At 72.4% G+C, this 24,693-nt stretch carries 17 protein-coding genes and 3 pseudogenes; 16 read left to right on the top strand and 4 right to left on the bottom strand.

Going from position 1 to position 24,693, the window contains the following annotated elements; translation table 11 throughout:
- The first annotated feature begins 30 nt into the window (after positions 1-30).
- The 5 genes from ACH4ZX_RS15830 to ACH4ZX_RS15810 all read left to right on the top strand — a co-directional run bounded on the left by ACH4ZX_RS15830 (position 31) and on the right by ACH4ZX_RS15810 (position 6,734).
- The gene (locus tag ACH4ZX_RS15830; RefSeq protein ID WP_324790263.1) at positions 31-324 is read left to right on the top strand and encodes a DUF503 domain-containing protein; all 294 of its coding nucleotides are present in this window, start codon (positions 31-33) and stop codon (positions 322-324) included.
- Between the two features lie 38 nt (positions 325-362).
- Entirely contained in the window at positions 363-809 is a 447-nt protein-coding gene (gene rbfA, locus ACH4ZX_RS15825) for a 30S ribosome-binding factor RbfA (RefSeq protein ID WP_324790264.1), read from the top strand.
- Positions 806-1,711 (top strand): tRNA pseudouridine(55) synthase TruB, encoded by a 906-nt coding sequence (gene truB, locus ACH4ZX_RS15820; protein WP_398272488.1) that lies wholly within the window; start codon positions 806-808, stop codon positions 1,709-1,711. The genes rbfA and truB overlap by 4 nt, the downstream gene beginning before the upstream one ends.
- A 334-nt stretch (positions 1,712-2,045) precedes the next feature.
- Complete coding sequence (locus ACH4ZX_RS15815; protein ID WP_398272486.1) at positions 2,046-5,657, top strand: trypsin-like peptidase domain-containing protein; 3,612 nt, start codon at positions 2,046-2,048, stop codon at positions 5,655-5,657.
- A 129-nt stretch (positions 5,658-5,786) separates the two neighbouring features.
- Positions 5,787-6,734 (top strand): bifunctional riboflavin kinase/FAD synthetase, encoded by a 948-nt coding sequence (locus ACH4ZX_RS15810; protein ID WP_398272485.1) that lies wholly within the window; start codon positions 5,787-5,789, stop codon positions 6,732-6,734.
- A 79-nt stretch (positions 6,735-6,813) separates the two neighbouring features.
- On the opposite strand, the gene ACH4ZX_RS15805 is transcribed toward ACH4ZX_RS15810, so the two are convergent.
- The gene (locus ACH4ZX_RS15805; RefSeq protein WP_398272728.1) at positions 6,814-10,395 is read right to left on the bottom strand and encodes an SCO5717 family growth-regulating ATPase; all 3,582 of its coding nucleotides are present in this window, start codon (positions 10,393-10,395) and stop codon (positions 6,814-6,816) included.
- Between the two features lie 494 nt (positions 10,396-10,889).
- Between ACH4ZX_RS15805 and ACH4ZX_RS15800 the strand changes: the two genes are divergently transcribed.
- Entirely contained in the window at positions 10,890-12,386 is a 1,497-nt protein-coding gene (locus tag ACH4ZX_RS15800; protein ID WP_398272483.1) for a PQQ-binding-like beta-propeller repeat protein, read from the top strand.
- Positions 12,387-12,590: 204 nt separating this feature from the next.
- Here the strand turns inward: ACH4ZX_RS15800 and ACH4ZX_RS15795 are convergent, their stop codons facing one another.
- Positions 12,591-12,884 carry a DUF397 domain-containing protein gene (locus ACH4ZX_RS15795; RefSeq protein WP_324790270.1) on the bottom strand — a complete coding sequence of 98 codons (294 nt, stop codon included), beginning with the start codon at positions 12,882-12,884 and terminating at the stop codon, positions 12,591-12,593.
- A gap of 266 nt (positions 12,885-13,150) precedes the next feature.
- Between ACH4ZX_RS15795 and rpsO the strand changes: the two genes are divergently transcribed.
- The 5 genes from rpsO to ACH4ZX_RS15770 all read left to right on the top strand — a co-directional run bounded on the left by rpsO (position 13,151) and on the right by ACH4ZX_RS15770 (position 18,679).
- The gene (rpsO, locus tag ACH4ZX_RS15790; protein WP_004982702.1) at positions 13,151-13,438 is read left to right on the top strand and encodes a 30S ribosomal protein S15; all 288 of its coding nucleotides are present in this window, start codon (positions 13,151-13,153) and stop codon (positions 13,436-13,438) included.
- Between the two features lie 335 nt (positions 13,439-13,773).
- Entirely contained in the window at positions 13,774-16,008 is a 2,235-nt protein-coding gene (locus ACH4ZX_RS15785; protein WP_398272481.1) for a polyribonucleotide nucleotidyltransferase, read from the top strand.
- Complete coding sequence (locus tag ACH4ZX_RS15780) at positions 16,005-17,384, top strand: M16 family metallopeptidase (RefSeq protein ID WP_398272479.1); 1,380 nt, start codon at positions 16,005-16,007, stop codon at positions 17,382-17,384. The genes ACH4ZX_RS15785 and ACH4ZX_RS15780 overlap by 4 nt, the downstream gene beginning before the upstream one ends.
- A gap of 76 nt (positions 17,385-17,460) precedes the next feature.
- Positions 17,461-18,213: a 4-hydroxy-tetrahydrodipicolinate reductase gene (gene dapB / locus ACH4ZX_RS15775; RefSeq protein WP_398272477.1), complete on the top strand. Its 753-nt coding sequence runs from the start codon at positions 17,461-17,463 to the stop codon at positions 18,211-18,213.
- A 13-nt stretch (positions 18,214-18,226) separates the two neighbouring features.
- Positions 18,227-18,679, top strand: a complete 453-nt coding sequence (locus ACH4ZX_RS15770) for a hypothetical protein (RefSeq protein WP_398272475.1) — start codon at positions 18,227-18,229, stop codon at positions 18,677-18,679.
- A 297-nt stretch (positions 18,680-18,976) separates the two neighbouring features.
- On the opposite strand, the gene ACH4ZX_RS15765 is transcribed toward ACH4ZX_RS15770, so the two are convergent.
- Positions 18,977-19,531 (bottom strand): hypothetical protein, encoded by a 555-nt coding sequence (locus tag ACH4ZX_RS15765; protein WP_398272474.1) that lies wholly within the window; start codon positions 19,529-19,531, stop codon positions 18,977-18,979.
- Positions 19,532-19,757: 226 nt separating this feature from the next.
- Between ACH4ZX_RS15765 and ACH4ZX_RS15760 the strand changes: the two are divergent.
- The 5 genes and pseudogenes from ACH4ZX_RS15760 to ACH4ZX_RS15740 form a co-directional block, all read left to right on the top strand.
- Positions 19,758-20,048: pseudogene (locus tag ACH4ZX_RS15760) on the top strand (FAD-dependent thymidylate synthase); the annotation flags it as partial.
- A pseudogene (locus ACH4ZX_RS15755) lies at positions 20,028-20,954 on the top strand (HNH endonuclease); the annotation flags it as partial. The pseudogenes ACH4ZX_RS15760 and ACH4ZX_RS15755, both read left to right, overlap by 21 nt.
- A gap of 3 nt (positions 20,955-20,957) precedes the next feature.
- Positions 20,958-21,407: pseudogene (gene thyX / locus ACH4ZX_RS15750) on the top strand (FAD-dependent thymidylate synthase); the annotation flags it as partial.
- Positions 21,408-21,618: 211 nt separating this feature from the next.
- Positions 21,619-22,518 (top strand): 4-hydroxy-tetrahydrodipicolinate synthase, encoded by a 900-nt coding sequence (gene dapA / locus ACH4ZX_RS15745; RefSeq protein ID WP_398272472.1) that lies wholly within the window; start codon positions 21,619-21,621, stop codon positions 22,516-22,518.
- Between the two features lie 125 nt (positions 22,519-22,643).
- Positions 22,644-24,329 (top strand): ribonuclease J, encoded by a 1,686-nt coding sequence (locus ACH4ZX_RS15740; protein ID WP_398272470.1) that lies wholly within the window; start codon positions 22,644-22,646, stop codon positions 24,327-24,329.
- Positions 24,330-24,483: 154 nt separating this feature from the next.
- Here the strand turns inward: ACH4ZX_RS15740 and ACH4ZX_RS15735 are convergent.
- Positions 24,484-24,693: hypothetical protein (locus tag ACH4ZX_RS15735; RefSeq protein WP_365262315.1), on the bottom strand; the 210-nt coding region annotated here is incomplete at its 5' end.

The raw sequence follows: 24,693 nt of genomic DNA, 5'->3' as shown, positions 1-24,693 counted from the left end.
ATCCCGTACCGGCGGGTCATCCGGGCACACATGTATGTGGGGACTCTGTCCTTCGACCTGCTCCTCGGCGACGTACGGTCGCTGAAGGAGAAACGCTCCGTCGTCCGTCCGATCGTCGCCGAGCTGCAGCGGAAGTACTCCGTGAGCGCGGCCGAGGTCGACCACCTGGACCTGTACCGCAGGGCCGGCATCGGCCTGGCGGTCGTCGCAGGCGACGCGGGCCACGTCACCGACGTACTGGACCGGTGCGAGCGGCTGGTCGCCGGGCGCCCCGAGGTGGAGCTGCTGTCGGTGAGACGGCGCTTCCACGGCGACGACGACTGACCACAGAACGCAGAGAAAGAAAGAACGGGAGACGACCAGTGGCCGACAACGCGCGGGCTAAGAGGCTGGCGGACCTCATCCGAGAGGTGGTGGCCCAGAAGCTGCAGCGCGGGATCAAGGACCCGCGGCTCGGCTCGCACGTCACCATCACGGACACCCGGGTCACCGGGGACCTCCGGGAGGCGACCGTCTTCTACACGGTGTACGGGGACGAGGAGGAGCGCAAGGCCGCGGCCGCCGGTCTGGAGAGCGCCAAGGGCGTGCTCCGCTCGGCGGTCGGCGCGGCGGCGGGCGTGAAGTTCACCCCGACCCTGACCTTCGTGGCGGACGCGCTCCCGGACACCGCCCGGACCATCGAGGACCTCCTCGACCGGGCGCGCGAGTCCGACGCCAAGGTGCGCGAGGCGTCCGCGGGCGCCGCGTACGCCGGCGGCGCGGACCCGTACAAGAAGCCCGGTGAGGACGAGGACGACACCGCCGAATGACCCAGAACAACCGGACGCCCGACGGCCTCGTCATCGTCGACAAGCCGTCGGGCTTCACTTCGCACGACGTGGTCGCCAAGATGCGCGGCATCGCCCGGACCCGGCGCGTCGGCCACGCGGGCACCCTCGACCCGATGGCGACGGGGGTCCTGGTCCTCGGCGTCGAGAAGGCGACCAAGCTCCTCGGCCACCTGGCGCTGACCGAGAAGGAGTACCTGGGCACGATCCGGCTCGGCCAGACCACGGTCACCGACGACGCCGAGGGCGAGATCACGGCGTCCACCGACGCCTCCAAGGTCACCCGCGACGCCGTCGACGCCCAGATCGCCAAGCTGACCGGCGACATCATGCAGGTGCCGTCCAAGGTCAGCGCCATCAAGATCGACGGCGTGCGGTCGTACAAGCGGGCCCGGGACGGCGAGGACTTCGAGATCCCGGCCCGCCCGGTCACCGTCTCGTCCTTCGCCGTGTACGACGTCCGGGACGCCGTCGCCGAGGACGGCACCCCGGTCCTCGACCTGGTCGTGTCGGTGGTCTGCTCCTCCGGCACCTACATCCGGGCCCTGGCCCGCGACCTGGGCGCCGGCCTGGGCGTCGGCGGTCACCTCACGGCGCTGCGCCGCACCCGCGTCGGCCCGTACAAGCTGGACGCCGCCAGGACGCTGGACCAGCTCCAGCAGGAGCTGACCGTGATGCCGATCGCCGAGGCGGCCGCCGCCGCGTTCCCCCGCTGGGACGTGGACACCCGCCGGGCCCGGCTGCTCCTCAACGGCGTACGCCTGGAGATGCCGGACGTGTACGCCGGCGCCGGAGCCGTGGCCGTCTTCGACCCCGAGGGCCGGTTCCTCGCGCTCGTCGAGGAACAGAGGGGCAAGGCCAAGAGCCTGGCCGTCTTCGGCTGAGCCGGCGGCCTTCGGCCGGGCTCCCGTCCGTGGGGCGGGCTTCGGCCCGGCCTGTCCGTGGAGCGGCGGTCACGGGGTTCGATGTGCCCGCCGCTCCACGGTCCCCCCTCGGTTCCCCCACCCCTAGGGTGTCCAACCCACCCCGTCGATTCACCCGTCCGGGCAGGCGCTCGGAGTGAACCGGGGGAGTGCGAGGGGGCGCGTTCCCGCCGCGCTCTGTGCCGCCGATCATGCCGTGCCTACCGTCGAGGTCGGTGCACAGATGTAGTGCACAGATGTAGTGCACAGATGTAGTGCACAGATGTACGGCGGACGTACGGCGGAAGGTTCGACCATGGCGGGAGAGGCCCCTCGGCACGAACGGGCTCCCTGGAGCGCCCGGCCGGCCCCCGACGCCGCCCTGGCCCGCGTCCATGACCTGGCCGGCCGTCCCCGGGGCACCGCATTCGCGGCGGACCGCCACGGCACCCTGATCACCGCCCACGAAGCGGTCGACGGCCTGGCCGGGCTGGTGCTGCACGGCGCCGGTGACCGCCGCTGCCGGGTGACCGCCGACGCGGTGACCGCGCTGCCCGCGCTGGGACTGGCCCTCGTCCGCACCGAGGGCCTGGGCCTCGAGCCGCTGCCCGTCACCGTGCGGGACCGCGTCGAGAGCGGCACGTACGTCAGCGTCGCGGCCGGCTGCTGGCGCGAGGCGCGGGTGCTCGGCGCGACCCCGGTGACGTACCCGACGGGCGACCGCCTCCATCATCTCGGCGACGCGCTGGAACTCGCCGTCGGCACGGCGGGCCGGGACGCGCTGCGGCCGGGCGGCGGGGCGGCCGGGGGACCGGTCCTCGACGCCGCGACCGGCGCGGTGGTCGGCGTCCTCGGCACCGTGCTGCAGTCCGGCCACCGCGACACCGGCTTCGCCGTACCGCCGCGCGCCGCCGAGGGCCCGCTCGCCGCGCTCCTCGCCGAGAACGCCGCCACGGTGCCCGCGTACGGCGCCGACCTGAACCTGGCCGGAGTCCTCCACCTGACGGCCGCCTCGTCCGGCCCGGACGCACCACCGGACGTACCGGATGTGCCGGATGTACCGGACGCACCGAGGGTGCCGTCGGGGGCGCCATCATGGTCGCCGTCGCCGTCGCCGTCGCCGTCGCCGTCGCCGTCGTGGTCGCTGTCGGGGCGGCCGGTCGAACGCGCCGTGATCTCTCGGGAGTTCGCCGCGTTCACCGCCGGTCCGGCCGCCGTTCTCGCGCTCGTCTCACCGCCGGGCAGCGGCCGCACGACGGAACTCGCGGCCCTCGCCGCCCGCCGCACCCGCGGCGCGCAGCCCGCGCCCACGCTGTGGCTGCGCGGCGCCGACCTGCGGGACACCGACGCGTCGGTCGCGGACGCGGCCCACCGGGCGCTGGTCCGGGCGGTGGGCCCCGGACTCGGCGACGCCACCCCGGCCCGCCTCGCCCACGTCGCCCGCACGGCAGGCCGGCCGCTGCTGATCCTGCTCGACGACCCCGAGGGGGCGCCTCCCGCGTCGGCCCGCCGGCTGTCCGAGTGGGCGGCGGGGACGGCGCGGTGGCTGCGGGAGACGGGCGCGCGGCTGGTGGTGGCGTGCCGGGCGGAGTACTGGGAGGAGGCGGGCACCCGGTTCCCTCAGGACCTGCTGCACCGGGCCGCGCCTCCCTCCGCCGGTGACCGGACCCCGGCGGCTCCCGCGGGGCTGCCGCCCTGCGTGCACCTGGGCGACCTCACCGAGGACGAGGCCCGCCGGGCCCGCGCGCATCACGGCATCCCCGAGGGCGCCCTGCGCGGCGCCGACGCCCGGCACCCGCTCACCATCCGGCTCCTGTCCGAGGTCCGCGCCGCCCTGCCCGACGCCGCCGACGCCCCCCGTACCCGAGCGGATCGCGACGACGTCCTCGCGGCCCACCTGGACCTGATGTGCCTGCGCGTCGCCGGACGCCTCGCCGCCGCGAACGGGCTGCGCGGCTCCGCCGTACGCCGGCTCGCCGCCAGGGTCGCCGGCCAGGTCCATGAGGCCGCCCGCCGCAGCCTCGGCTCCGGCCGGGGCACGCTCGACCGGGCGTCGTTCGAGGCGGTGTTCCCTCCGGACCGGGCCCCCGCACGGCTCGGCGGCGGCACCGGCTGGGCGTCCGCCGTCCTCACCGAGGGCCTCCTCGTGCCCGCCGGCTCCGGCTACCGCTTCGCCCACGGGGAGTCGGCCGACTGGCTCCAGGGCATGCACCTCGACCTCGACGAGGCCCTCCACCGCCTGGTCCACCACCGCACCCCGCCCGACGCCGGGCCGGACCCCGTGCCGCGCCATCGCGCCGGCCCCGTCGTCGAGGCACTGCTGTTCCTCGGCCGCCGCCACGGCGCCCGCGAACTGGCCGCGCGACTGGGGGAGTTGGCCGACGCGCTGGACGACGCCCCGGACCCGGGGCCGCACTCCTGGTGGGCCGCCCGGCTGCTCGCCGAGACCCTGCGGCGGGTGCCGGACGCCACGCCGTACGAGGAGGTGCTGCGCCGGATCGCCGACCGCATCGTGGCCGAGCGGCCCCGACAGGGCGCGTTCGCGCGGGAGTTCGGGCCCGGCTTCTGGAGCGCGCTGCCCGTCCCGGAAGCCGTCCGCTTCGGCCTGCTGCGCACCCTCGTCCTCGCCGACGGCCCCCCGCAGGACACCGGCCCGCGCTTCCTGGACACGGCCGCCCGGCTCCTCGCCGCCGACCCCACCGCCGTACAGCCGCTCCTCGTCCGCTGGTTCGACGACGACCGGCCGCTGCCCGCGACCCCGCACGCGACCGTCGCCGACGCCGCGCAGGCGCTGCTGCACACCCACCGGCGGCGCGCCCTGGACGAACTGACCGAGGTGCTCGTCGGGAGCGGGCACCGGCGGGCCGGCGAACTGCTCGGCGTGCTGGCGCAGGACGAGCCGTCCGGCCTGTGCCGGGCCGTCGGCCGGTGGGCGCACGACGAACGGCCGGCCCGGCGCGCCGCGGCGGTGACGCACGGGCTGCGCGCCGCCCCGCACGTACGCACGGAGGCCGACCGCGCCCTGCTGCGCTACGTGGCCCTCGCGCTGCTCGCCCGCCCCGCCGACCGCGCCCTGCACGGCGGCGCGCTCGCCCTCCTCGTCCGTGATCCACGCACCCGCTCCAGCCATCTCCCGCAGGCCCTGCGGCACTTCGCGGCGGGCGACCCGTCGTTCCCGCCCGACGCGCTGGCCGGTGCCCTGACGACCCACCCGGCCCCGGTCCTGGACGCCTTCCGCGCCCGGCTGCGCGGACCCGACGCGGCCGAGGCGCTGCGCACGCTCGTCCACGCGGCCACGCCCCCGGTGGCCGACCTGGTCGCCACGCTCCTCCGGCAAGCGGTGGGGCGGTGCCGGGAGGCGGCCGGGTGTCACCGGGAGACCACCGGAGATGCCTGCGCCGACGCCTGCGCCGACGCCTGCGCCTGCGCCGGTGGTGGCGTGTGTGCCGCCGTCGCCGCCCACGTCGACCGGCGTCTCGACCGGGGCCCCGCCGCCCGCGCCGCGCTCCTCCCGCTGGTCACCGGGCTGCTCGACGACGGCGCCGAGGACATGCGCGCCGCGCTCGCCGCCGTCCTCGCCGCTCCCGGGGCCCCCGCCTCCCGGCCCCTGCGCCGCGAACTGCTCGACGTCCTGCTGGCCCGCGAAGAGGACCCCGCCGTCCTGGACGCCGTGCTGCACACGGCCGTCCGCCACGGCGGCGACGACGTCCGCGCCCTGGTCCACCGCACCGGCCTGCTCCTCACCCGCACCCCGGACGGCGCGGCCCGCCTCGACCGCCGCCTGGCCGACCTGGGCCGCCGCGTACCCGGATTCGCGGGCCGCGTGCTCGGCTGGACGGCCGACGCGCCGCAGGCCTGGGCGGCCGTGGTCGGACCCGGCGCCCGCCGTACGCTCGAGAACATCGCGGGCGTCCGCGTCCCGGCCTGAGCGCAGGTGACACGTGCGTCCGGTCACAGCCTCGATGCCGGTGCGGGCAGGCCGCCCCCGGCATGGCACCCTTAGACCTGCGTAAGTGGTCAATGGTAAATACGGACACGGGTTCGAGGAGCGGTCACAGTGCAGCGCTGGCGTGGCTTGGAGGACATCCCCGAGGACTGGGGGCGCAGCGTCGTCACCATCGGTTCCTACGACGGGGTGCACCGCGGGCACCAGCTGATCATCAGGCATGCCGTGGACCGTGCGCGGGAGCTGGGCGTTCCCGCCGTCGTCGTCACCTTCGACCCGCACCCCAGCGAGGTCGTCCGCCCCGGCAGCCACCCGCCGCTGCTGGCCCCGCACCACCGCCGCGCCGAGCTCATGGCCGAGCTCGGTGTGGACGCCGTGCTGATCCTGCCGTTCACCACCGAGTTCTCGAAGCTGTCGCCGGCCGACTTCGTCGTCAAGGTCCTCGTCGACAGGCTGCACGCCAAGGCGGTCGTCGAGGGCCCGAACTTCCGCTTCGGCCACCGCGCCGCGGGCAACGTCGAGTTCCTGGCCGAGCAGGGCAAGATCTACGACTTCGAGGTCGAGGTCGTCGACCTGTACGTCAGCGGCGAGGCGGGCGGCGGCGAGCCGTTCTCCTCGACGCTCACCCGGCGCCTGGTCGCCGAGGGCGACGTCGAGGGCGCCGGGGAGATCCTCGGCCACCCGCACCGGGTGGAGGGCGTGGTCGTACGCGGGGCCCAGCGGGGCCGGGAACTCGGCTTCCCGACCGCCAACGTCGAGACGCTGCCGCACACCGCGATCCCGGCCGACGGCGTCTACGCCGGCTGGCTGCACGCCCAGGGCGAGGCGATGCCGGCCGCGATCTCCGTCGGCACGAACCCGCAGTTCGACGGCACCGAGCGCACGGTGGAGGCGTACGCCATCGACCGCGTCGGCCTGGACCTGTACGGCCTGCACGTCGCCGTGGACTTCCTGGCGTTCGTCCGCGGACAGGCGAAGTTCGAGTCGCTGGAAGCGTTGCTGGAGCAGATGGCCAAGGACGTCGAGCGCTGCCGGCAGCTGGTGGCCGCGGCCGGGTGACCGCCGCTGTGACGCCGAAGGGCGGCCGGTGCCTCGCGGGCACCGGCCGCCCTTCTCTCGCTCCCGGCCGGCCGCCGGCCTACTGCTGGGGCGGCGGAGGCGGGCTCTGCCCTTCCGGCTGCTGCGGCTGCGGCGGCTGTTGCGGGTAGCCGTAACCGGGCTGGGGCTGAGGCTGTGAGGGCTGCTGGTAGTGCTGCCCCGGCTGCGGGTAGGCCGGCTGGCCGGGCTGGGCCTGCGGGTACGGCTGCCCCGGCGCGTACGGCTGACCGGGCTGGGGCGTCTGCGGGTGCGGGTGCGGGTGCGGGTGCGGGTGCGGGTGCGGGTGCGGCTGCTGGTGCTGCGGCTGCGGTGCCTGCGGGTAGGGGCTCGGCTGGCCGGGGACCTGCTGGCCCGGGACGGGCTGGCCGGGGACGGGCTGACCGGGGATCGGCTGGCCCGGTGGCGGGAGCGGCTGGCCGGGGAACTGGCCCGGCAGCGGCGGTGCGGCCACCGGCGGCGGGTTGCCGTCGGAGGTCCACAGACCGTGCGACTGCTGGTGCCGGACGAAGTCCTCGGCGACCATCGCGGCGAGGTTGAAGTACGCCTCCCTGACCTTCGGCCGCATCATGTCGAGATCGACCTCGGCACCGGCGGAGAGGTGCTCGTCGAAGGGCACCACGACCACACCCCGGCACCGCGTCTCGAAGTGCGACACGATGTCCTCGACCTTGATCATCTTTCCGGTCTCGCGGACCCCCGAGATCACGGTGATGGACCGCGAGACGAGGTCGGAGTAGCCATGCGCGGACAGCCAGTCCAGCGTCGTGCTGGCGCTGCTCGCCCCGTCCACCGAAGGCGTCGAGATGATGATCAGCTGGTCGGCGAGGTCGAGCACGCCGCGCATGGCGCTGTAGAGCAGACCGGTGCCGGAGTCGGTGAGGATGATCGGGTACTGCCTGCCGAGCACGTCGATCGCGCGCCGGTAGTCCTCGTCGTTGAACGTCGTGGACACGGCCGGGTCGACGTCGTTGGCGATGATCTCCAGCCCGGACGGCGCCTGGGAGGTGAACCGGCGGATGTCCATGTAGGAGTTGAGGTACGGGATCGCCTGGACGAGGTCACGGATGGTGGCACCGGTCTCCCGGCGCACGCGGCGGCCGAGCGTGCCGGCGTCCGGGTTGGCGTCGATCGCGAGGATCTTGTCCTGGCGCTCGGTGGCGAGCGTCGAGCCGAGGGCGGTGGTCGTGGTCGTCTTGCCCACGCCGCCCTTGAGGCTGATGACGGCGATCCGGTAGCAGGAGAGCACGGGCGTCCGGATCAGCTCCAGCTTCCGCTGCCGCTCGGCCTCCTCCTTCTTCCCGCCGATCTTGAACCGGGACGACGCGGCGGTCGGCCGCCCGCTCTTCGCCTTCTGCTTCTTGTTGTTGAGCAGCCGGTCGGACGACAGCTCCACGGCGGCCGTGTAACCGAGCGGCGCGGCGCCGGGGTTGATGGGCTGCCGCTGGTCGTGCTGAATGGGCTGCGGCCACGCGGTCCCGACCCGGGGGTCGACGGGAGGCTGGGGCATCTGGGGCGCCTGAGCCTGCGGGGGCACGCCCTGCGGGGGCACCCCTTGCTGGGGCTGGGGCTGGGGCTGGGGCTGGGGCTGGGGCTGGGGCTGGGGCGCGGGGGCCTGGGGGAAGCCGTAGCCGCCGCCCGGGGCGGGGGGCGCGGGTGCGGGTGCACCGGGGTGGGGGAAGCCGTACCCGTCCTGCGGTGCCGGGGCAGGTGCCGGCGGGGCGGCCGGGTGCTGGGCAGCGTGCTGTGGGGGAGTGGGTGCCGGGGCCGGTGCGGGCGCGCCGGGGTGCGGGAAGCCGTACCCGTCCTGCGGTGCCGGGGCAGGTGCAGGCGGGGCGGCCGGGTGCTGGGCAGCGGGCTGCGGGGGAGCGGGTACCGGGGCCGGTGCGGGTGCGGGTGCGGGTGCGCCGGGGTGGGGGAAGCCGTAGCCGTCCTGCGGGGCAGGTGCCGGCGGGGCGGCCGGGTGTTGGGCAGCGGGCTGTGGGGGAGTGGGTGCCGGGGCCGGTGCGGGTGCGGGTGTGGGCGCGCCGGGGTGGGGGAAGCCGTAGCCGTCCTGCGGGTCGGGGGGCTGCGGGGCGGCGGGAGCCGGTGCTGCCTGGTGCGGGAAGCCGTAGCCGTCCGGTGCGGGCGGTGTGGGCGCGGCCGGTGGCTGCTGGGTCCAGGCCGCCGGGGCCGGCTGCGGAGCCTGCGGCTGGAACGGCTGCGGCGGCACGGGCTGCTGGCCCTGGACGGGCGCCGGCTGCGGCTGCGGCTGCAGGGGCGTCGGCGGCTCCGCCTGCTGCGGCTGCGTCGGCCACTGGGCCGCCGGTGCCGGGGCGGCTGGCTGGTATGACGGCGGCAACGGCGGCAGCCCAGGCTGCGGCGCGGAAGCCGCAGCCGGAGGCGCGTCCTGCGGGGCGTCCTGCGAGGCGTCCTGAGGTACGTCCGAAGCGGCCTGAGCGGCGTCCTGGGGCCCACTGTCCTGATGAGGCACGGCGTCCGCAGGCACGGCGTCGGAGGGCTCGATGTCAGCGACCACCGCGTCCGAAGGCTCAGCGTCCGGCTGCCCGGCCTCCTCGCTCACGGCGTCGGAGGGCTCGGCCGCCTCGGGCGCACTGTCCTCGGGCTCCGCCTCGTCGCCGGCGTCTGCCTCAGCCTCCGCCGCTTCCTCGACCTCGGTCTCTTCCTCGGCCTCCACCTCGGCGTCGCCCGGTGCGGTGTCCTCCACCGCGTCCTCGGGCCGGGCGTCCTCCGTCTCCGGAGCAGCGGGCAGGCCCCCGGACTCGCCGCCGTCCTCACCGGACGTCTCACCCGCCGGGCTCTCCGCGACCGGCTCCTCGGCCGACTCCGGCTCCGGCTCCGGCTCCGGCGCGGCAACGACCGCGGCGTCGGCGCGCTCCGCCAATTCCCGCTTCACCGAGACGGCGGAGATCCGCATGGTGGCGCCGCTCTCCAGGTCACCGTTCCCGGACTCCTCCGCGACCTGCGGCTCAGGCCGCGGGGGCTCCGGCTGCGGGAGCTGCGGCTCGAATCCACTGCCCACCGGAAGCCTCGGCACCGCGACGGGACCGCCGACCGGCGGCGCGGGCGGCACGGGAGGCGCGAGCGGCGCGGGAGGCGTGAACGGAGCACCGGGCGCGGGAGCCGGCGGCGTGAAGGGCGCCCCGGGCGCAGGCGCGGGCGGCGGCGTGAACGGTGCCCCCGGAGCCGGAGCCGGAGCCGGAGCCGGAGCCGGAGCAGGCGGAACGGGCGCGGGATCCGCGGCCGGGGGCCGGGGATGCACATGAGCCGGCGGGGTCAGCCCGGGCAGCGACGACAACGAGAAACCGGAGGGCGAGCCGGCCGCAGGAACGGACGTCCCGGAACCCGCACCAGGACCGGCACCAGGACCGGCGTCGGCCCCGCCGGAAGCCGCGCCAGCACCCTGCCCCGGATCCTGCGCGGCCCCGGACTCCTGCGACGGCGGCGCCGAAGCCTCCGCGGCACGCGAACCGAAACCGGAACCAGAACCGGAACCAGAACCTCCGGAGGCGTTCTGCGTGTACCAGGCGGGCGGCGCGTAGTCGATGGTGAACTCGCCCGTCGTCTCGATGGCGGACTCCGCGTCGGGCTGGTCATCGCCGGGTGTGGCCCAGCCCCCGCGGATCCCGTCCCGATCGCTGCTCACAGTTCCTCCTGGTGTGGTCGAGCACCCTCATGCCGTGCTGGGGCGACCATTGCTTGTCGTCCTGAGTCGTTCGAGGTCGTCCGACGCGCCGGCTCTCCCCCTCGGACGCCACCGCCGGGTCCACGGGTTCTGGCGACGCGCCCTGTCCCAGCCTAATCACCACAAGCCCCGCCCCGGCAGGCCTGTCCGTCTCCGAGAGCCCGCCCGCTGCGTCACAACCTGCCCGTAAGTGCCTTATGCAGCCAGCGTATTGGCGAACAAAGCGGGCCATGTACCGGAATGCCCCGCACGGGGGCCAACCGACAACGCCCGCAGTCCCGTTCACACCGCCGTCACGACGCACCTCCTCTCTTCGACGCGCGGACCGGCGGGCATAGTAGGGGCCGCTCCGAGCCGTCTCCCCCACTGCCCCGACTACAGCCGACCACCCCTGACTGCATTCAACTGAACCCGATCGAAAAGGACTTCTTCGCGTGAGCTTCGGCCCACCTCCCTCGATCTACACCCAGTCCACACTCGCGGCCGACCGTGCCCGCAGGCGCCGTCGTCTCCAACTCCTCGGCGCCCTGGCGGCCGTGGCGGCCGTCGTCGGCTGCGTGGGCGGCTGGCTCGCGCTCTCCGACGGCGACGCCCCGGACCACCGCGCCCCGGCCGCCGCCGTCCAGAAGCCGGACGAGATCAGGGACACGGTGGAGAAGGACCCCGTCTCGCCCGAGGGTCAACCGGTGATCGAGCACAAGGAGACGGACCTCGCCGCGAACTCCGACACCAACCCGCGCTACGCGCCCGGAACCTGGGCCACCAAGAAGATCCTCGCCAAGGGCGTCGCCAACCGCATCGAGGGCTACCGCATCGAGCCCGGCTACGACGACGTCGCCTGGAAGCTGAAGTTGAGCGGCCACCTGTGCGCCACCAGCCGCCATGTCACCGCCGACGGCCGCACCGCGGTCGTCGTCCAGCCGCCGGCCCCCGCCGGAGCGAAGACCGAGGGCGTCTGCGACCAGGTGGTCTTCGTCGACCTCGACACGGGCAAGAAGCTGTGGCAGGCCAAGATGCCGAACGCCGGCTCCGCCTTCGTGACGAACACGAACCTGACCCTGACCGAGGGCGTCGTCGCCGTCGCCTGGGGAGAGGGCTCGGTGTCGTACGACATGAAGACCGGCAAGCAGCTGTGGAACAGCACGAGCGTCTCCCGGTGCGAGGACAAGGGCTTCGCCGGCGGCGGCGCGCTGCTCGCGCTCGAGGCATGCGGGCCGCTGCCCGACACCCGGTACCGGGTGCAGAAGCTCGACCCGCGCACCGGCCGGGCCGAGTGGACGTACCGGCTCGCGGCCGGGGTGCAGGACGTCTACGTCCCCTCCTCCGACCCGCCGGTCCTCGCCGTGGCGGCCGGCGACACCCTGGTCACCGACATCATCACGCTCGACGACCACGGCAGGCACCTCGCCACGATCTCGACGAGCGGCTACGACCCCAAGTGCGAGGACCGCTACTTCGGGGCGGGCTACTTCGGCGTGGTGGAGAACTGCGACGGCGTGGTCGCGGGCCGTACCCAGGTGTACGTCATGAGCAAGGAGAACTTCGACGCCGGCCAGGCACCGGACTGGATCGTGGCGTTCGACCGGAAGACCGGCCGGACGGCCGGCAAGTTCGAGGGACGCGAGCGGCAGATGGTGTATCCGCTGCGGATGAGCGGCGACGACCTGCTGGTCTACCGCCGCAGCGGCGACCCCGTCCAGCCCGCGGCCGTGGTGCGCTGGAACCCCCTCACGGACAAGGAGACCCCGCTCCTGCTGTTCCAGCTGCCGGAGGACGAGGAGTACGACCTCAGCGACCCGGAGCAGTCGGACATGGTCTACGAGCAGGGCCGGATGTTCTTCGCCAAGCGCGAGCTGGTCCGGGACGACAAGGCCCCGAAGGACCCGGTGCTGCTGGCCCTCGGCATCGGAAGCGCCGGGCTGAAGCACTGACCCCGATGAACCCGTCCCGATGAACCCGTCCCTATGAACTCAGGCCGATGAGCCGATCCCGATGAACCCAGTGCGATGAACCGATGCACCGGAAGCCGGGCCGCCGGACACGTGAGACCGGACACGGGAGACCGGACACGGAAGAGGGGCGGCACAAGCGTGTGCCGCCCCCTCCGGTTCTTCGACGCCCGTGCGTCCCGCGCCTCACTCCGCGGCGGGCTCCCCGCTCCCCGGCGCCGGCTCCAGGTCGAACTCCCCGTCGCGGGCGCCGAGCACGAAGGCCCGCCACTCCGCCTCGGTGTACCGCAGCACGGTGTCCGGGTCGAGCGAGGACCGCATGGCCACGGCACCGTCGGGAAGGTAGGCGATCTCGACCCGCTCCTCGTGCTCCTCCGTGCCTGGCGCGCTGTGCCACTCGACGCCGGAGATGTCGAGGGCGTAGAGCTCGTCCCGCTCGCGTTCCTTGCGCGCCTTGATCTCCTGCTCCGTCTCCGCCATCCCGCAGCGACCCCTTCCCTACGTTACGTAACGGTCCGCGCTCACCTTAGTGGCCCCGCGGGCCCGCCCCGGGCGGTTCGGTGACCGCGGTCAAGGGGCCCGCCACCTCCTGGTACCCTGAGTGACGGCCGTTCGTGTACGCGCCCCCGGAGCCCCTCGCCCTGGAGGCCGCGCCCAGCGGATCCCCGCCTTCCGAGTCACGGAAGCTCCCCCGAGAAGCAGACCGGGGGCACTCGGTGGCCGTTCACAGACTATGAGGAGTACGCGTGTCGCTCGACGCCGCCACGAAGAAGCAGATCATCTCCGAGTTCGGTACCAAGGAGGGTGACACCGGCTCCCCCGAGGTCCAGGTCGCTCTGCTCTCCCGTCGGATCTCCGACCTGACGGAGCACCTCAAGACCCACAAGCACGACCACCACTCCCGCCGCGGCCTGCTGATCCTCGTCGGTCAGCGCCGCCGCCTGCTGCAGTACCTGGCGAAGAAGGACATCCAGCGCTTCCGCGCGCTCGTCGACCGCCTCGGCATCCGCCGCGGTGCGGCGGGCGCCAAGTAAGACGCCGTGAAGGGAGCGGTTCCCGGGGGATCGGGGACCGCTCCCTTTGCCGTACGTACGGAAACCTTCACCGTGCGTGCGGAAACATGCGGAGTGTCACCCGCGCTTTGTAGTGTGGTAGCAAAACGCACAACGCGAAACGCGCAACGCACGACCTACGACACAGCGAGAAGCGCACCTCGCCGCCGCCGGTCCTCGGTAGTGGCCCCCGGGCGTGAGCCCCGGGTGCTTCGATCGAAGACCGGCCCGCACCAGACGGCGCGCTTCTCCGTGACGGTCCCCCTGTCACACGGGCAGGCGGGGACAAAAGACGAAAAGTATCGGAGAAAACGCTAGTGGAGAACGAGACCCACTACGCCGAGGCCGTCATCGACAACGGTTCCTTCGGCACCCGCACCATCCGCTTCGAGACGGGCCGCCTGGCCAGGCAGGCCGCCGGTTCCGCAGTGGCGTATCTGGACGACGACACCATGGTGCTGTCGGCCACCACCGCGTCCAAGAACCCCAAGGACCAGCTCGACTTCTTCCCGCTGACGGTGGACGTCGAGGAGCGGATGTACGCCGCCGGCAAGATCCCCGGCAGCTTCTTCCGTCGTGAGGGCCGGCCGAGCGAGGACGCGATCCTCACCTGCCGCCTCATCGACCGCCCGCTGCGCCCGTCCTTCAAGAAGGGCCTGCGCAACGAGATCCAGGTCGTCGCCACGATCATGGCCCTCAACCCCGACCACCTGTACGACGTCGTGGCGATCAACGCCGCGTCCGCGTCCACGCAGCTGGCCGGTCTGCCCTTCTCCGGCCCGATCGGCGGCGTCCGCGTCGCGCTGATCCGCGGTCAGTGGGTGGCCTTCCCGACGCACACCGAGCTCGAGGACGCCGTCTTCGACATGGTCGTCGCGGGCCGCGTCCTGGAGGACGGCGACGTCGCGATCATGATGGTCGAGGCCGAGGCCACCGAGAAGACCATCCAGCTGGTCAAGGGCGGCGCCGAGGCGCCCACCGAGGAGGTCGTCGCCGCCGGTCTGGACGCCGCGAAGCCCTTCATCAAGGTCCTGTGCAAGGCCCAGGCCGACCTCGCCGCGAAGGCCGCCAAGCCGACCGCCGAGTTCCCGATCTTCCTCGACTACCAGGACGACGTCCTGGAGGCGCTGGCCGCCGCGGTCAAGCCCGAGCTCGCCCAGGCGCTCACCATCGCCGGCAAGCAGGAGCGCGAGGCCGAGCTGGACCGCGTCAAGACCCTCGCCGCCGAGAAGCTCCTGCCGGAGTTCGAGGGCCGCGAGAAGGAGATCTCCGCCGCGTACCGCTCGCTGACCAAGTCCCTGGTCCGCGAGCGCGTCATCAAGGAGAAGAAGCGCATCGACGGCCGCGGTGTCACCGACATCCGCACCCTGGCCGCCGAGGTCGAGGCCATCCCGCGGGTCCACGGCTCCGCGCTGTTCGAGCGTGGCGAGACCCAGATCCTGGGCGTCACCACCCTCAACATGCTGCGCATGGAGCAGCAGCTGGACACCCTCTCCCCGGTGACCCGCAAGCGCTACATGCACAACTACAACTTCCCGCCGTACTCCACCGGCGAGACCGGCCGCGTCGGCTCCCCCAAGCGCCGCGAGATCGGCCACGGCGCCCTCGCCGAGCGCGCCCTGGTGCCGGTCCTGCCGACGCGCGAGGAGTTCCCCTACGCGATCCGCCAGGTCTCCGAGGCCCTCGGCTCCAACGGCTCGACGTCCATGGGCTCGGTCTGCGCCTCCACCATGTCGCTGCTGAACGCCGGTGTGCCGCTGAAGGCCCCCGTCGCCGGCATCGCCATGGGCCTGATCTCCCAGGAGGTCGACGGCGAGACGCACTACGTCACCCTCACCGACATCCTCGGTGCGGAGGACGCCTTCGGCGACATGGACTTCAAGGTCGCCGGCACCAAGGAGTTCGTGACCGCCCTCCAGCTCGACACCAAGCTGGACGGCATCCCGGCCTCGGTCCTGGCCGCCGCCCTGAAGCAGGCCCGTGACGCCCGACTCCACATCCTCGACGTGATGATGGAAGCGATCGACACGCCGGACGAGATGTCCCCCAACGCGCCGCGGATCATCACCGTGAAGATCCCGGTCGACAAGATCGGCGAGGTCATCGGCCCCAAGGGCAAGATGATCAACCAGATCCAGGAGGACACCGGCGCCGAGATCACCATCGAGGACGACGGCACCATCTACATCGGTGCCGCCGACGGTCCCGCCGCGGAGGCCGCCCGCGCCACGATCAACGGCATCGCCAACCCGACGATGCCCGAGGTCGGCGAGCGCTACCTCGGCACGGTCGTGAAGACGACCACCTTCGGCGCGTTCGTCTCCCTGCTGCCCGGCAAGGACGGCCTGCTGCACATCTCGCAGATCCGCAAGCTGGCCGGCGGCAAGCGCGTGGAGAACGTCGAGGACGTGCTCGGCGTGGGCCAGAAGGTCCAGGTCGAGATCGCCGAGATCGACTCCCGCGGCAAGCTCTCCCTGATCCCCGTGATCGAGGGCGAGGGCGACTCCGGCAACGGTTCCGACGAGACCAAGAAGGACGACGCCGACCAGTGACGTCCCGTGGCTCCGAGGCGACGGCCCGCACCTCTTCGGAGGCGCGGGCCGTCGCCCGTACCCAAACCCTCATCAAGGGCGCGAACGGCATCGGCACCGTCCGCAAGACCACCCTCCCCGGTGGCCTGCGCGTCGTCACCGAGACCCTGCCCTCCGTGCGCTCGGCGACCTTCGGCATCTGGGCGCACGTCGGCTCCCGCGACGAGACCCCGGCCCTGAACGGCGCCACGCACTACCTGGAGCACCTGCTCTTCAAGGGCACCTCCCGGCGCAGCGCGCTCGACATCTCCTCCGCCCTCGACGCGGTCGGCGGCGAGATGAACGCGTTCACGGCGAAGGAGTACACGTGCTACTACGCGCGCGTGCTCGACACCGACCTGCCCCTCGCCATCGACGTCGTCTGCGACATGCTGACCGGCTCCCTGATCCTCGAGGAGGACGTCGACGTCGAACGCGGCGCCATCCTCGAAGAGATCGCCATGACCGAGGACGACCCCGGCGACTGCGTGCACGACCTGTTCGCGCACACGATGTTCGGCGACAACCCCCTCGGCCGTCCCGTCCTCGGCACCGTCGACACCGTCAACGCCCTCACCGCCGACCGCATCCGCCGCTTCTACAAGAAGCACTACGACCCCACCCACCTCGTGGTCGCCTGCGCCGGCAACGTCGACCACAACAAGGTCGTACGACAGGTCCGCGCGGCCTTCGAGAAGGCGGGCGCCCTCACCGACGGCCACGCCACACCCATCGCCCCGCGCGCCGGGCGGCGCACCATCCGCACCGCGGGCCGCGTCGAGCTGATCGCGCGCAAGACCGAGCAGGCGCACGTCGTCCTCGGCATGCCCGGCCTGCCCCGCACCGACGACCGCCGCTGGGCCCTCGGCGTGCTCAACACCGCCCTCGGCGGAGGCATGTCCTCCCGGCTGTTCCAGGAGGTCCGCGAGAAGCGCGGCCTGGCCTACAGCGTGTACTCGTACACCTCCGGCTTCGCCGACTGCGGCCTGTTCGGCGTGTACGCGGGCTGCAGGCCCTCGCAGGTGCACGACGTGCTCAAGATCTGCCGCGACGAACTCGACCACGTCGCCGAGCACGGTCTGTCCGACGAGGAGATCGGCCGCGCCGTCGGCCAGCTCCGGGGCTCCACGGTGCTGGGCCTGGAGGACACGGGCGCGCTGATGAACCGTATCGGCAAGAGCGAACTGTGCTGGGGCGAGCAGATGTCGGTCGACGACATGCTGGCCCGGATAGCGTCGGTGACCCCGGACGACGTGCGCTCGGTGGCCCGCGACATCCTGGGACAGCGGCCGTCCCTGTCGGTCATCGGCCCGCTGAAGGACAAGCAGGCGTCCCGCCTGCACGACGCCGTCACCTGACCCCTCCCGTTTGAGTCCGTAGTCCCCGTAGTCCCGTCGTCCCGTAGTCCCGTAGTCCCGTTAAGGAAGCAAGAACATGAGCAAGCTGCGCGTGGCGGTCCTCGGCGCCAAGGGCCGGATCGGCTCGGAGGCGGTACGGGCCGTCGAGGCCGCCGAGGACATGGAACTGGTCGCCGCCCTCGGCCGGGGCGACCGGCTGGAGACGCTCGCCGGGACCGGCGCCCAGGTCGCCGTCGAACTCACCACCCCCGACTCGGTGATGGCCAACCTCGAGTACTGCGTGGGCCACGGCATCCACGCGGTCGTCGGCACCACCGGCTGGACCGACGAGCGCCTCGCCCGGCTGCGCGGCCTGCTGGAGCGGTCCCCGGAGACGGGCGTGCTCATCGCGCCCAACTTCTCCATCGGCGCCGTGCTCACCATGAAGTTCGCGCAGATCGCGGCGCCGTACTTCGAGTCCGTCGAGGTCGTCGAGCTGCACCACCCGAACAAGGTGGACGCCCCGTCCGGCACCGCCACACGCACCGCCCAGCTCATCGCCGCGGCCCGCGCGAAGGCCGGCTCGCCCCCCGCGCCGGACGCCACGGCGACGGGCCTGGACGGCGCGCGCGGCGCGAACGTGGACGGCGTCCCCGTCCACGCGGTCCGGCTGCGCGGCCTGCTGGCCCACCAGGAGGTCCTGCTGGGCGGCGAGGGCGAGACCCTCACCATCCGGCACGACTCCCTCCACCACAGCAGCTTCATGCCGGGCATCCTGCTGGGCGCCCGCCGGGTGGTGACGGCCCCCGGCCTCACCTTCGGCCTGGAACACTTCCTGGACCTGGGCTGAGCCCGGCGACATCATGCGCGCGAAGATCTCCTACACCGTCACGGCCGCCGTCCTGGTCTTCTACTTCGTCCTGGTCGGCAGCCGCGGCGTCATGCTCATCCAGTCCGGCACCCTGCTGACCGTCACCTTCGGCGTGGCGGTGCTGATCCTGCCGGTCATCGGCGTGTGGTTCCTGTGGAAGAACACCCAGTTCGTCCGCAAGGCCAACCGGCTCGCCGCCGAACTCGAAGCCGAGGGCGGCCTGCCGGTCGACGAGCTGAAGCGCACCCCGGCCGGCCGCATCGACCGTGACTCAGCCGACGAGGTCTTCGCCCGGCGCAAGGCCGAGACGGAGGCCGCGCCGGACGACTGGCGCAGCTGGTTCCGCCTGGCCGTCGCCTACCACGACGCCCGCGACACCCCACGGGCCCGCAAGGCCATGCAGCGCGCCATCGCCCTCCACGACGGCCGCACCGCCGACGTCTGAGCACACACCTGCACGGCACGCCCGAGCGCCCGCCCGCACGTGCCTCAAGCGCGCCTGAACCCGCCCCGCCCTCGCCCCGCTGCCCTCGCCCCGCGCCCGCGCCTGCACACGAGCCCGAAGCACCGCCCGGCCGCACACACGGGGCACGGAAAGCCCACGCGGCGCCCGCCCCCTGCCACCGGCTGCTCCGGCGCGGACGGGACGCGGTTCTCCACGGGTTGCGCTGCGGCGACCGGACGCGGACGCGGAAGGGGCCGCCCGCACCCGGACGGCCCCCTCCGCACGATGCTCCCGGCCTCAGCCCCGCCGGTTCTCCGCGGCCCACGCCTCGATCGTGTCGGCCGCCCGGTCGAACGCCTCGAAGCGGCCGAGGAAGTCGGCGTTGTGCGTGGTCATCAGCGGCGGCGCGCCGCCCGCGGAACGGTCCCGCCGCACGAGCGTCAGCGCCTGACCCTGCACGGTCCGCGGCAGCCCCAGCCAGCGCACCGGCTGCTGCACCGTCCGCACCGCCACGACCCGCTCCCAGGGCGTGGTACGGGTCCCGGCGAAGCCGACCTGGCGCAGGCCCCGCGGGCTCACCCACACGCCCATGCGCAGCAGCCGCAGGGCGCCCACGATGACGGCCAGGGCGACGCCGAAGACCACGCCGGCCTGCGCCGGGGGCGCGGTGAACGCGATGGCGACCGCCGCGAACAGCACGAACGAGGCGAGCAGCAGCAGGATCGCCGCCGCCCCCACCCGCCACGGCCCGGGCCGGTAGGGACGCCGCCAGCGCTCCCGGTCGTCGAACGGCAACGCGACGTCGTCGGTCGCCTCGAAAGCACGGTCGGCCGTCAGGAAGGGCAGGGGCACGACTGGTCCTCACTCGATCCATGCGTGGGCTGTACTGACCGGTGAGGCTATCCGCCCGTGCCCCCGCCCACCAGCATCGGTGCCCGGAGGAGTCAATGCTCCCGGGGGAGGCCTGGCGGCTGATTTGCCCGGAGATGTCGTACCCCGACACCGAGCGCCCCGATGTCGGTGTCGGGCCGTAGAGTGGGCGCCGCCCGAGAGATGTGATGGAAGGACCCTGCAAGCCGTGACCGACACCCCCGCCGACGACCTCAAGCCCAGTTTCCGGAGCGATGTCACCGTCGAGCTGGTCAAGCACAGCGCGGCCGACTCCGACGTCGTGTGGGCCGCACGCGTCTCCACCGCCGGCGAGCAGTCCCTGGACGAGCTGCGGAAGGACCCTGAGCGCTCCAAGGGCCTGATCAACTACCTGATGCGGGACCGGCACGGCAGCCCCTTCGAGCACAACTCGATGACCTTCTTCATCAGCGCCCCGATCTTCGTCTTCCGTGAGTTCATGCGACACCGTGTGGGCTGGTGCATCGCCGGTGACACGGAGATCACCCTGGAGAGCGAGGCCGGTCAGCTGCGCCGCCGCCCGATCGCCGAGTTGTACGAGCTCTGGCACCTGGGCGTGGAGGACCGCCTGCCGCATTCGGCCGGCGGTGTCACCTGGCACAGCCGGGCGGGCAAGTGGATGGCGCAGGTGCGGCACGGCGACACCGACCACTACCTGGGCCTGTACGAGAACCGTGAGGCTGCCGAGTCGGCCGTCGCCGAGTTCCGGGAGTCGCACCCCGGCACCCGCATCCGCAAGCTCGAATCAGTGCGCCGCAGCCACGTTCGCTGTTACGACGAGGAAACCCTGCTCGCCCAGCGGGCCAGGATCGCCGATGTGATCGAGTCGGGTGTCAAGCCGCTCATCAAGATCACCACCGCCTCCGGCAAGACGCTCCGCTGCACCGTCGACCATGCTCTGTTCACCCCCGAGGGCTGGTGCAAGGCGGGGGAGCTCACCGTCGGGGACGCCGTACTCGTCGCCGGCACGGCGCCGCGCCCGTCACAGGCTCCGATCCCGCCGAGTCTGCGCCGTGGCATCGGCGTATGGACCTCGATGCAGCGCGAGAGGCTCATCAAGGAGGTCGACGTCTGCCACCTGTGCGGCCAGGACTTCCCGCGAGAGCGTCTCGCTCTGGACCACGTCGTGCCGGTGACCGGTGACCTGCTCCAGGCCCTCGACGAGCGGAACCTCGCTCCCGCGTGTGAGCCGTGCCACGCCATCAAGAGCGCGGGTGAGCAGGCGCCGGCCCAGCGAGCCGGAGAGGTCGCCAAGGCGGTGCCGGACCCTGTCGTCGCCATCGAGGCCGCCGGCGAGGAGATGACGTACGACCTCTCCGTGGAAGGCCCCTGGCACAACTTCCTGGCCGACGGCTTCGTCGTCCACAACTCGTACAACGAGGAGTCGGGCCGCTACCGGGAGCTCCAGCCGGTCTTCTACGTCCCGGGCGAGGACCGCAAACTGGTGCAGCAGGGGCGTCCCGGCAAGTACGAGTTCGTGCCGGGTACCGAAGCCCAGCAGGAGATCGTGGAACGCTCGATGCAGGAGTCGTACATCCAGGCGTACAAGCACTACCAGGAAATGCTCGCCGCCGGCGTCGCCCGCGAGGTGGCCCGTTCCGTCCTCCCGGTCGGCCTGTTCTCCTCCATGTACGCCACCTGCAACGCCCGCTCCCTGATGCACTTCCTCGGCCTGCGCACCCAGCACGAGGCGGCCAGGGTGCCGTCCTTCCCGCAACGGGAGATCGAGATGGTCGGCGAGAAGATGGAGGCGGAGTGGGCCCGGCTCATGCCGCTCACGTACCAGGCGTTCAACGCGAACGGGCGAGTGGCGCCGTAACGCGTCCGCACTCCCCGATGGCGCACACCTGTACGTCTCAGCCGGGTGAAGTGTCCGTATTGCGGCATTTGTGGAAGTTCATCTAGCCTGATCAACGGACCCGGTACTGCTTGAACCCCCGAGCAGGCAGTACCGGGCTCCATCTTTGTCCGGACTTTTCGCGCCGACCCGAGGGCAGACCCCGCCGTGAGCAACGAGTAGCGTGTTACCCATGGCTCCGACCTCCACTCCGCAGACCCCCTTCGGGCGGGTCCTCACCGCCATGGTCACGCCTTTCACGGCGGACGGCGCACTCGACCTCGACGGCGCGCAGCGGCTCGCCGCCCACCTGGTGGACGCAGGCAACGACGGCCTGATCATCAACGGCACCACCGGCGAGTCCCCCACCACCAGCGACGCGGAGAAATCGGATCTGGTACGGGCGGTCCTGGAGGCCGTCGGCGACCGCGCCCACGTCGTCGCCGGCGTCGGCACGAACGACACCCACCACAGCATCGAACTCGCCCGCGCCGCGGAGCAGGCCGGCGCCCACGGCCTCCTGGTCGTCACGCCGTACTACAACAAGCCCCCGCAGGAGGGCCTCTACCGGCACTTCAAGGCCGTCGCCGACGCCGCCGACCTGCCGGTCATGCTGTACGACATCCCGGGCCGCAGCGGCGTCCCCATCAGCACCGAGACCCTGGTCCGGCTCGCCGAGCACCCGCGGATCGTCGCCAACAAGGACGCCAAGGGCGATCTCGGCCGGGCCGGCTGGGCCATCGCCCGCTCCGGACTCGCCTGGTACTCCGGCGACGACATGCTGAACCTGCCCCTGCTCTCGGTGGGCGCGGTCGGCTTCGTCTCCGTCGTCGGCCACGTCGTCACCCCGGACCTGCGCGCCCTCGTGGAGGCGTTCGTCTCCGGGGATGTCCAGAAGGCGACGGAGATCCACCAGAAGCTGCTCCCCGTCTACACGGGCATGTTCCGCACCCAGGGCGTCATGACGTCGAAGGCCGCACTCGCCCTCCAGGGCCTGCCCGCCGGCCCCCTGCGCGCACCCATGCTCGAGTGCACGCCCGAAGAGATCGAGCAGCTCAAGATCGATCTTGCCGCGGGCGGGGTACAGCTCTGACATCGGACTTCACAACTGAATAGGCGGGCCACCGGTGCCCGCACCACAACGACAACTGCTCATGCACGAACGTCACGCGCGCCACGTGCCCACCGGTACGTGGCGTGTGTGGTGAGGAGAGTCTTTTGAGTCATCCGCATCCTGAACTCGGCTCGCCCCCGCCGCTCCCCGAAGGCGGCCTGCGAGTCACCCCGCTCGGCGGTCTCGGCGAGATCGGCCGGAACATGACGGTCTTCGAGTACGGCGGCCGCCTGCTGATCGTCGACTGCGGAGTGCTCTTCCCCGAGGAGGAGCAGCCCGGAATCGACCTGATCCTGCCGGACTTCTCGTCCGTCCGGGACCGCCTCGACGACATCGAGGGCATCGTCCTCACCCACGGCCACGAGGACCACATCGGCGGCGTCCCGTTCCTCCTGCGGGAGAAGCCGGACATCCCGCTGATCGGCTCCAAGCTGACCCTCGCCCTGATCGAGGCCAAGCTCCAGGAACACCGCATCCGCCCCTACACCCTCGAGGTGGCGGAGGGGAACCGCGAGCGCGTCGGCCCCTTCGACTGCGAGTTCATCGCGGTCAACCACTCCATCCCGGACGCCCTGGCGGTCGCGATCCGCACCCCGGCGGGCATGGTCGTCCACACGGGCGACTTCAAGATGGACCAGCTCCCGCTGGACAACCGCCTCACCGACCTCCACGCCTTCGCGCGCCTGAGCGAGGAGGGCATCGACCTCCTCCTCTCCGACTCCACGAACGCCGAGGTCCCGGGCTTCACCCCGCACGAGCGGGACATCTCCAACGTCCTGCGCCAGGTCTTCGCGAGCGCCCGCAAGCGGATCATCGTGGCGAGCTTCGCCAGCCACGTCCACCGCATCCAGCAGATCCTGGACGCGGCGCACGAGTACGGCCGCCGGGTCGCCTTCGTCGGCCGCTCCATGGTCCGCAACATGGGCATCGCCCGGGACCTGGGCTACCTGAAGATCCCGCCGGGCCTGGTGGTGGACGTCAAGACCCTCGACGACCTGCCGGACCACGAGGTGGTCCTGGTCTGCACGGGCTCCCAGGGCGAGCCGATGGCGGCCCTGTCCCGCATGGCCAACAGGGATCACCAGATCCGCATCGTCGACGGCGACACCGTGATCCTCGCGTCGTCCCTGATCCCCGGCAACGAGAACGCGGTCTACCGCGTGATCAACGGTCTCACCCGCTGGGGCGCCAACGTCGTCCACAAGGGCAACGCCAAGGTGCACGTCTCGGGTCACGCGTCCGCGGGCGAGCTCCTGTACTTCTACAACATCTGCCGGCCCAAGAACCTGATGCCGGTCCACGGCGAATGGCGCCACCTCAGGGCCAACGCCGAACTGGGCGCCCTCACGGGCGTCCCGCACGACCGCATCGTCATCGCCGAGGACGGCATCGCCGTCGACCTCATCGAGGGCAAGGCGAAGATCTCGGGCAAGGTCCAGGCGGGATACGTCTACGTCGACGGCCTCTCGGTGGGAGACGTCGGCGAGCCGGCGCTGAAGGACCGCAAGATCCTCGGCGACGAGGGCATCATCTCGGTCTTCGTGGTGATGGACTCGACGACCGGCAAGATCACGGGCGGCCCGCACATCCAGGCCCGCGGCTCCGGCATCGACGACTCGGCCTTCGGCGCGGTGATCCCGAAGATCACGGAGGCACTGGAGCGTTCGGCCCAGGACGACGTCGTGGAGCCCCACCAGCTGCAGCAGCTCATCCGCCGCACCCTGGGCAAGTGGGTCTCGGACACCTATCGGCGCAGGCCGATGATCCTCCCGGTCGTCGTGGAGGTCTGACGGCCCGACGGACCCTCGTCCGTGCGAACCGGCAGCGGGGCGCCTCGATTTGCATCGGGGAGCCCCGCTCCAGTACGTTTACGGCTCCGCCTGAACGGGAACCCGGTCGCTTCGTGCCCCGGGAGCCAGTCCCGGGAGGGGCGGGAATTCCGACTCAGAACTTCTGATAAAGTCGGAACCGCCGGAAAGGGAAACGCGAGAGCGGGAACCTGGAAAGCACCGAGGAAATCGGATCGAGAAAAGATCTGATAGAGTCGGAAACGCAAGACCGAAGGGAAGCGCCCGGAGGAAAGCCCGAGAGGGTGAGTACAAAGGAAGCGACCGTTCCTTGAGAACTCAACAGCGTGCCAAAAATCAACGCCAG

The sequence above is a fragment of the Streptomyces sp. NPDC020490 genome (assembly GCF_044335305.1).
Classification (GTDB): domain Bacteria; phylum Actinomycetota; class Actinomycetes; order Streptomycetales; family Streptomycetaceae; genus Streptomyces.
This window is presented reverse-complemented; position numbering and strand designations above follow the sequence as displayed.

Bases quoted from the DNA above. Each gene is read 5' to 3' on its own strand.
- ACH4ZX_RS15830 (WP_324790263.1), top strand. From the start codon at position 31: ATGTATGTGGGGACTCTGTCCTTCGACCTGCTCCTCGGCGACGTACGG.
- truB (WP_398272488.1), top strand. From the start codon at position 806: ATGACCCAGAACAACCGGACGCCCGACGGCCTCGTCATCGTCGACAAG.
- ACH4ZX_RS15815 (WP_398272486.1), top strand. From the start codon at position 2,046: ATGGCGGGAGAGGCCCCTCGGCACGAACGGGCTCCCTGGAGCGCCCGG.
- ACH4ZX_RS15795 (WP_324790270.1), bottom strand. From the start codon at position 12,884: ATGGCGGAGACGGAGCAGGAGATCAAGGCGCGCAAGGAACGCGAGCGG.
- dapB (WP_398272477.1), top strand. From the start codon at position 17,461: ATGAGCAAGCTGCGCGTGGCGGTCCTCGGCGCCAAGGGCCGGATCGGC.
- ACH4ZX_RS15770 (WP_398272475.1), top strand. From the start codon at position 18,227: ATGCGCGCGAAGATCTCCTACACCGTCACGGCCGCCGTCCTGGTCTTC.
- dapA (WP_398272472.1), top strand. From the start codon at position 21,619: ATGGCTCCGACCTCCACTCCGCAGACCCCCTTCGGGCGGGTCCTCACC.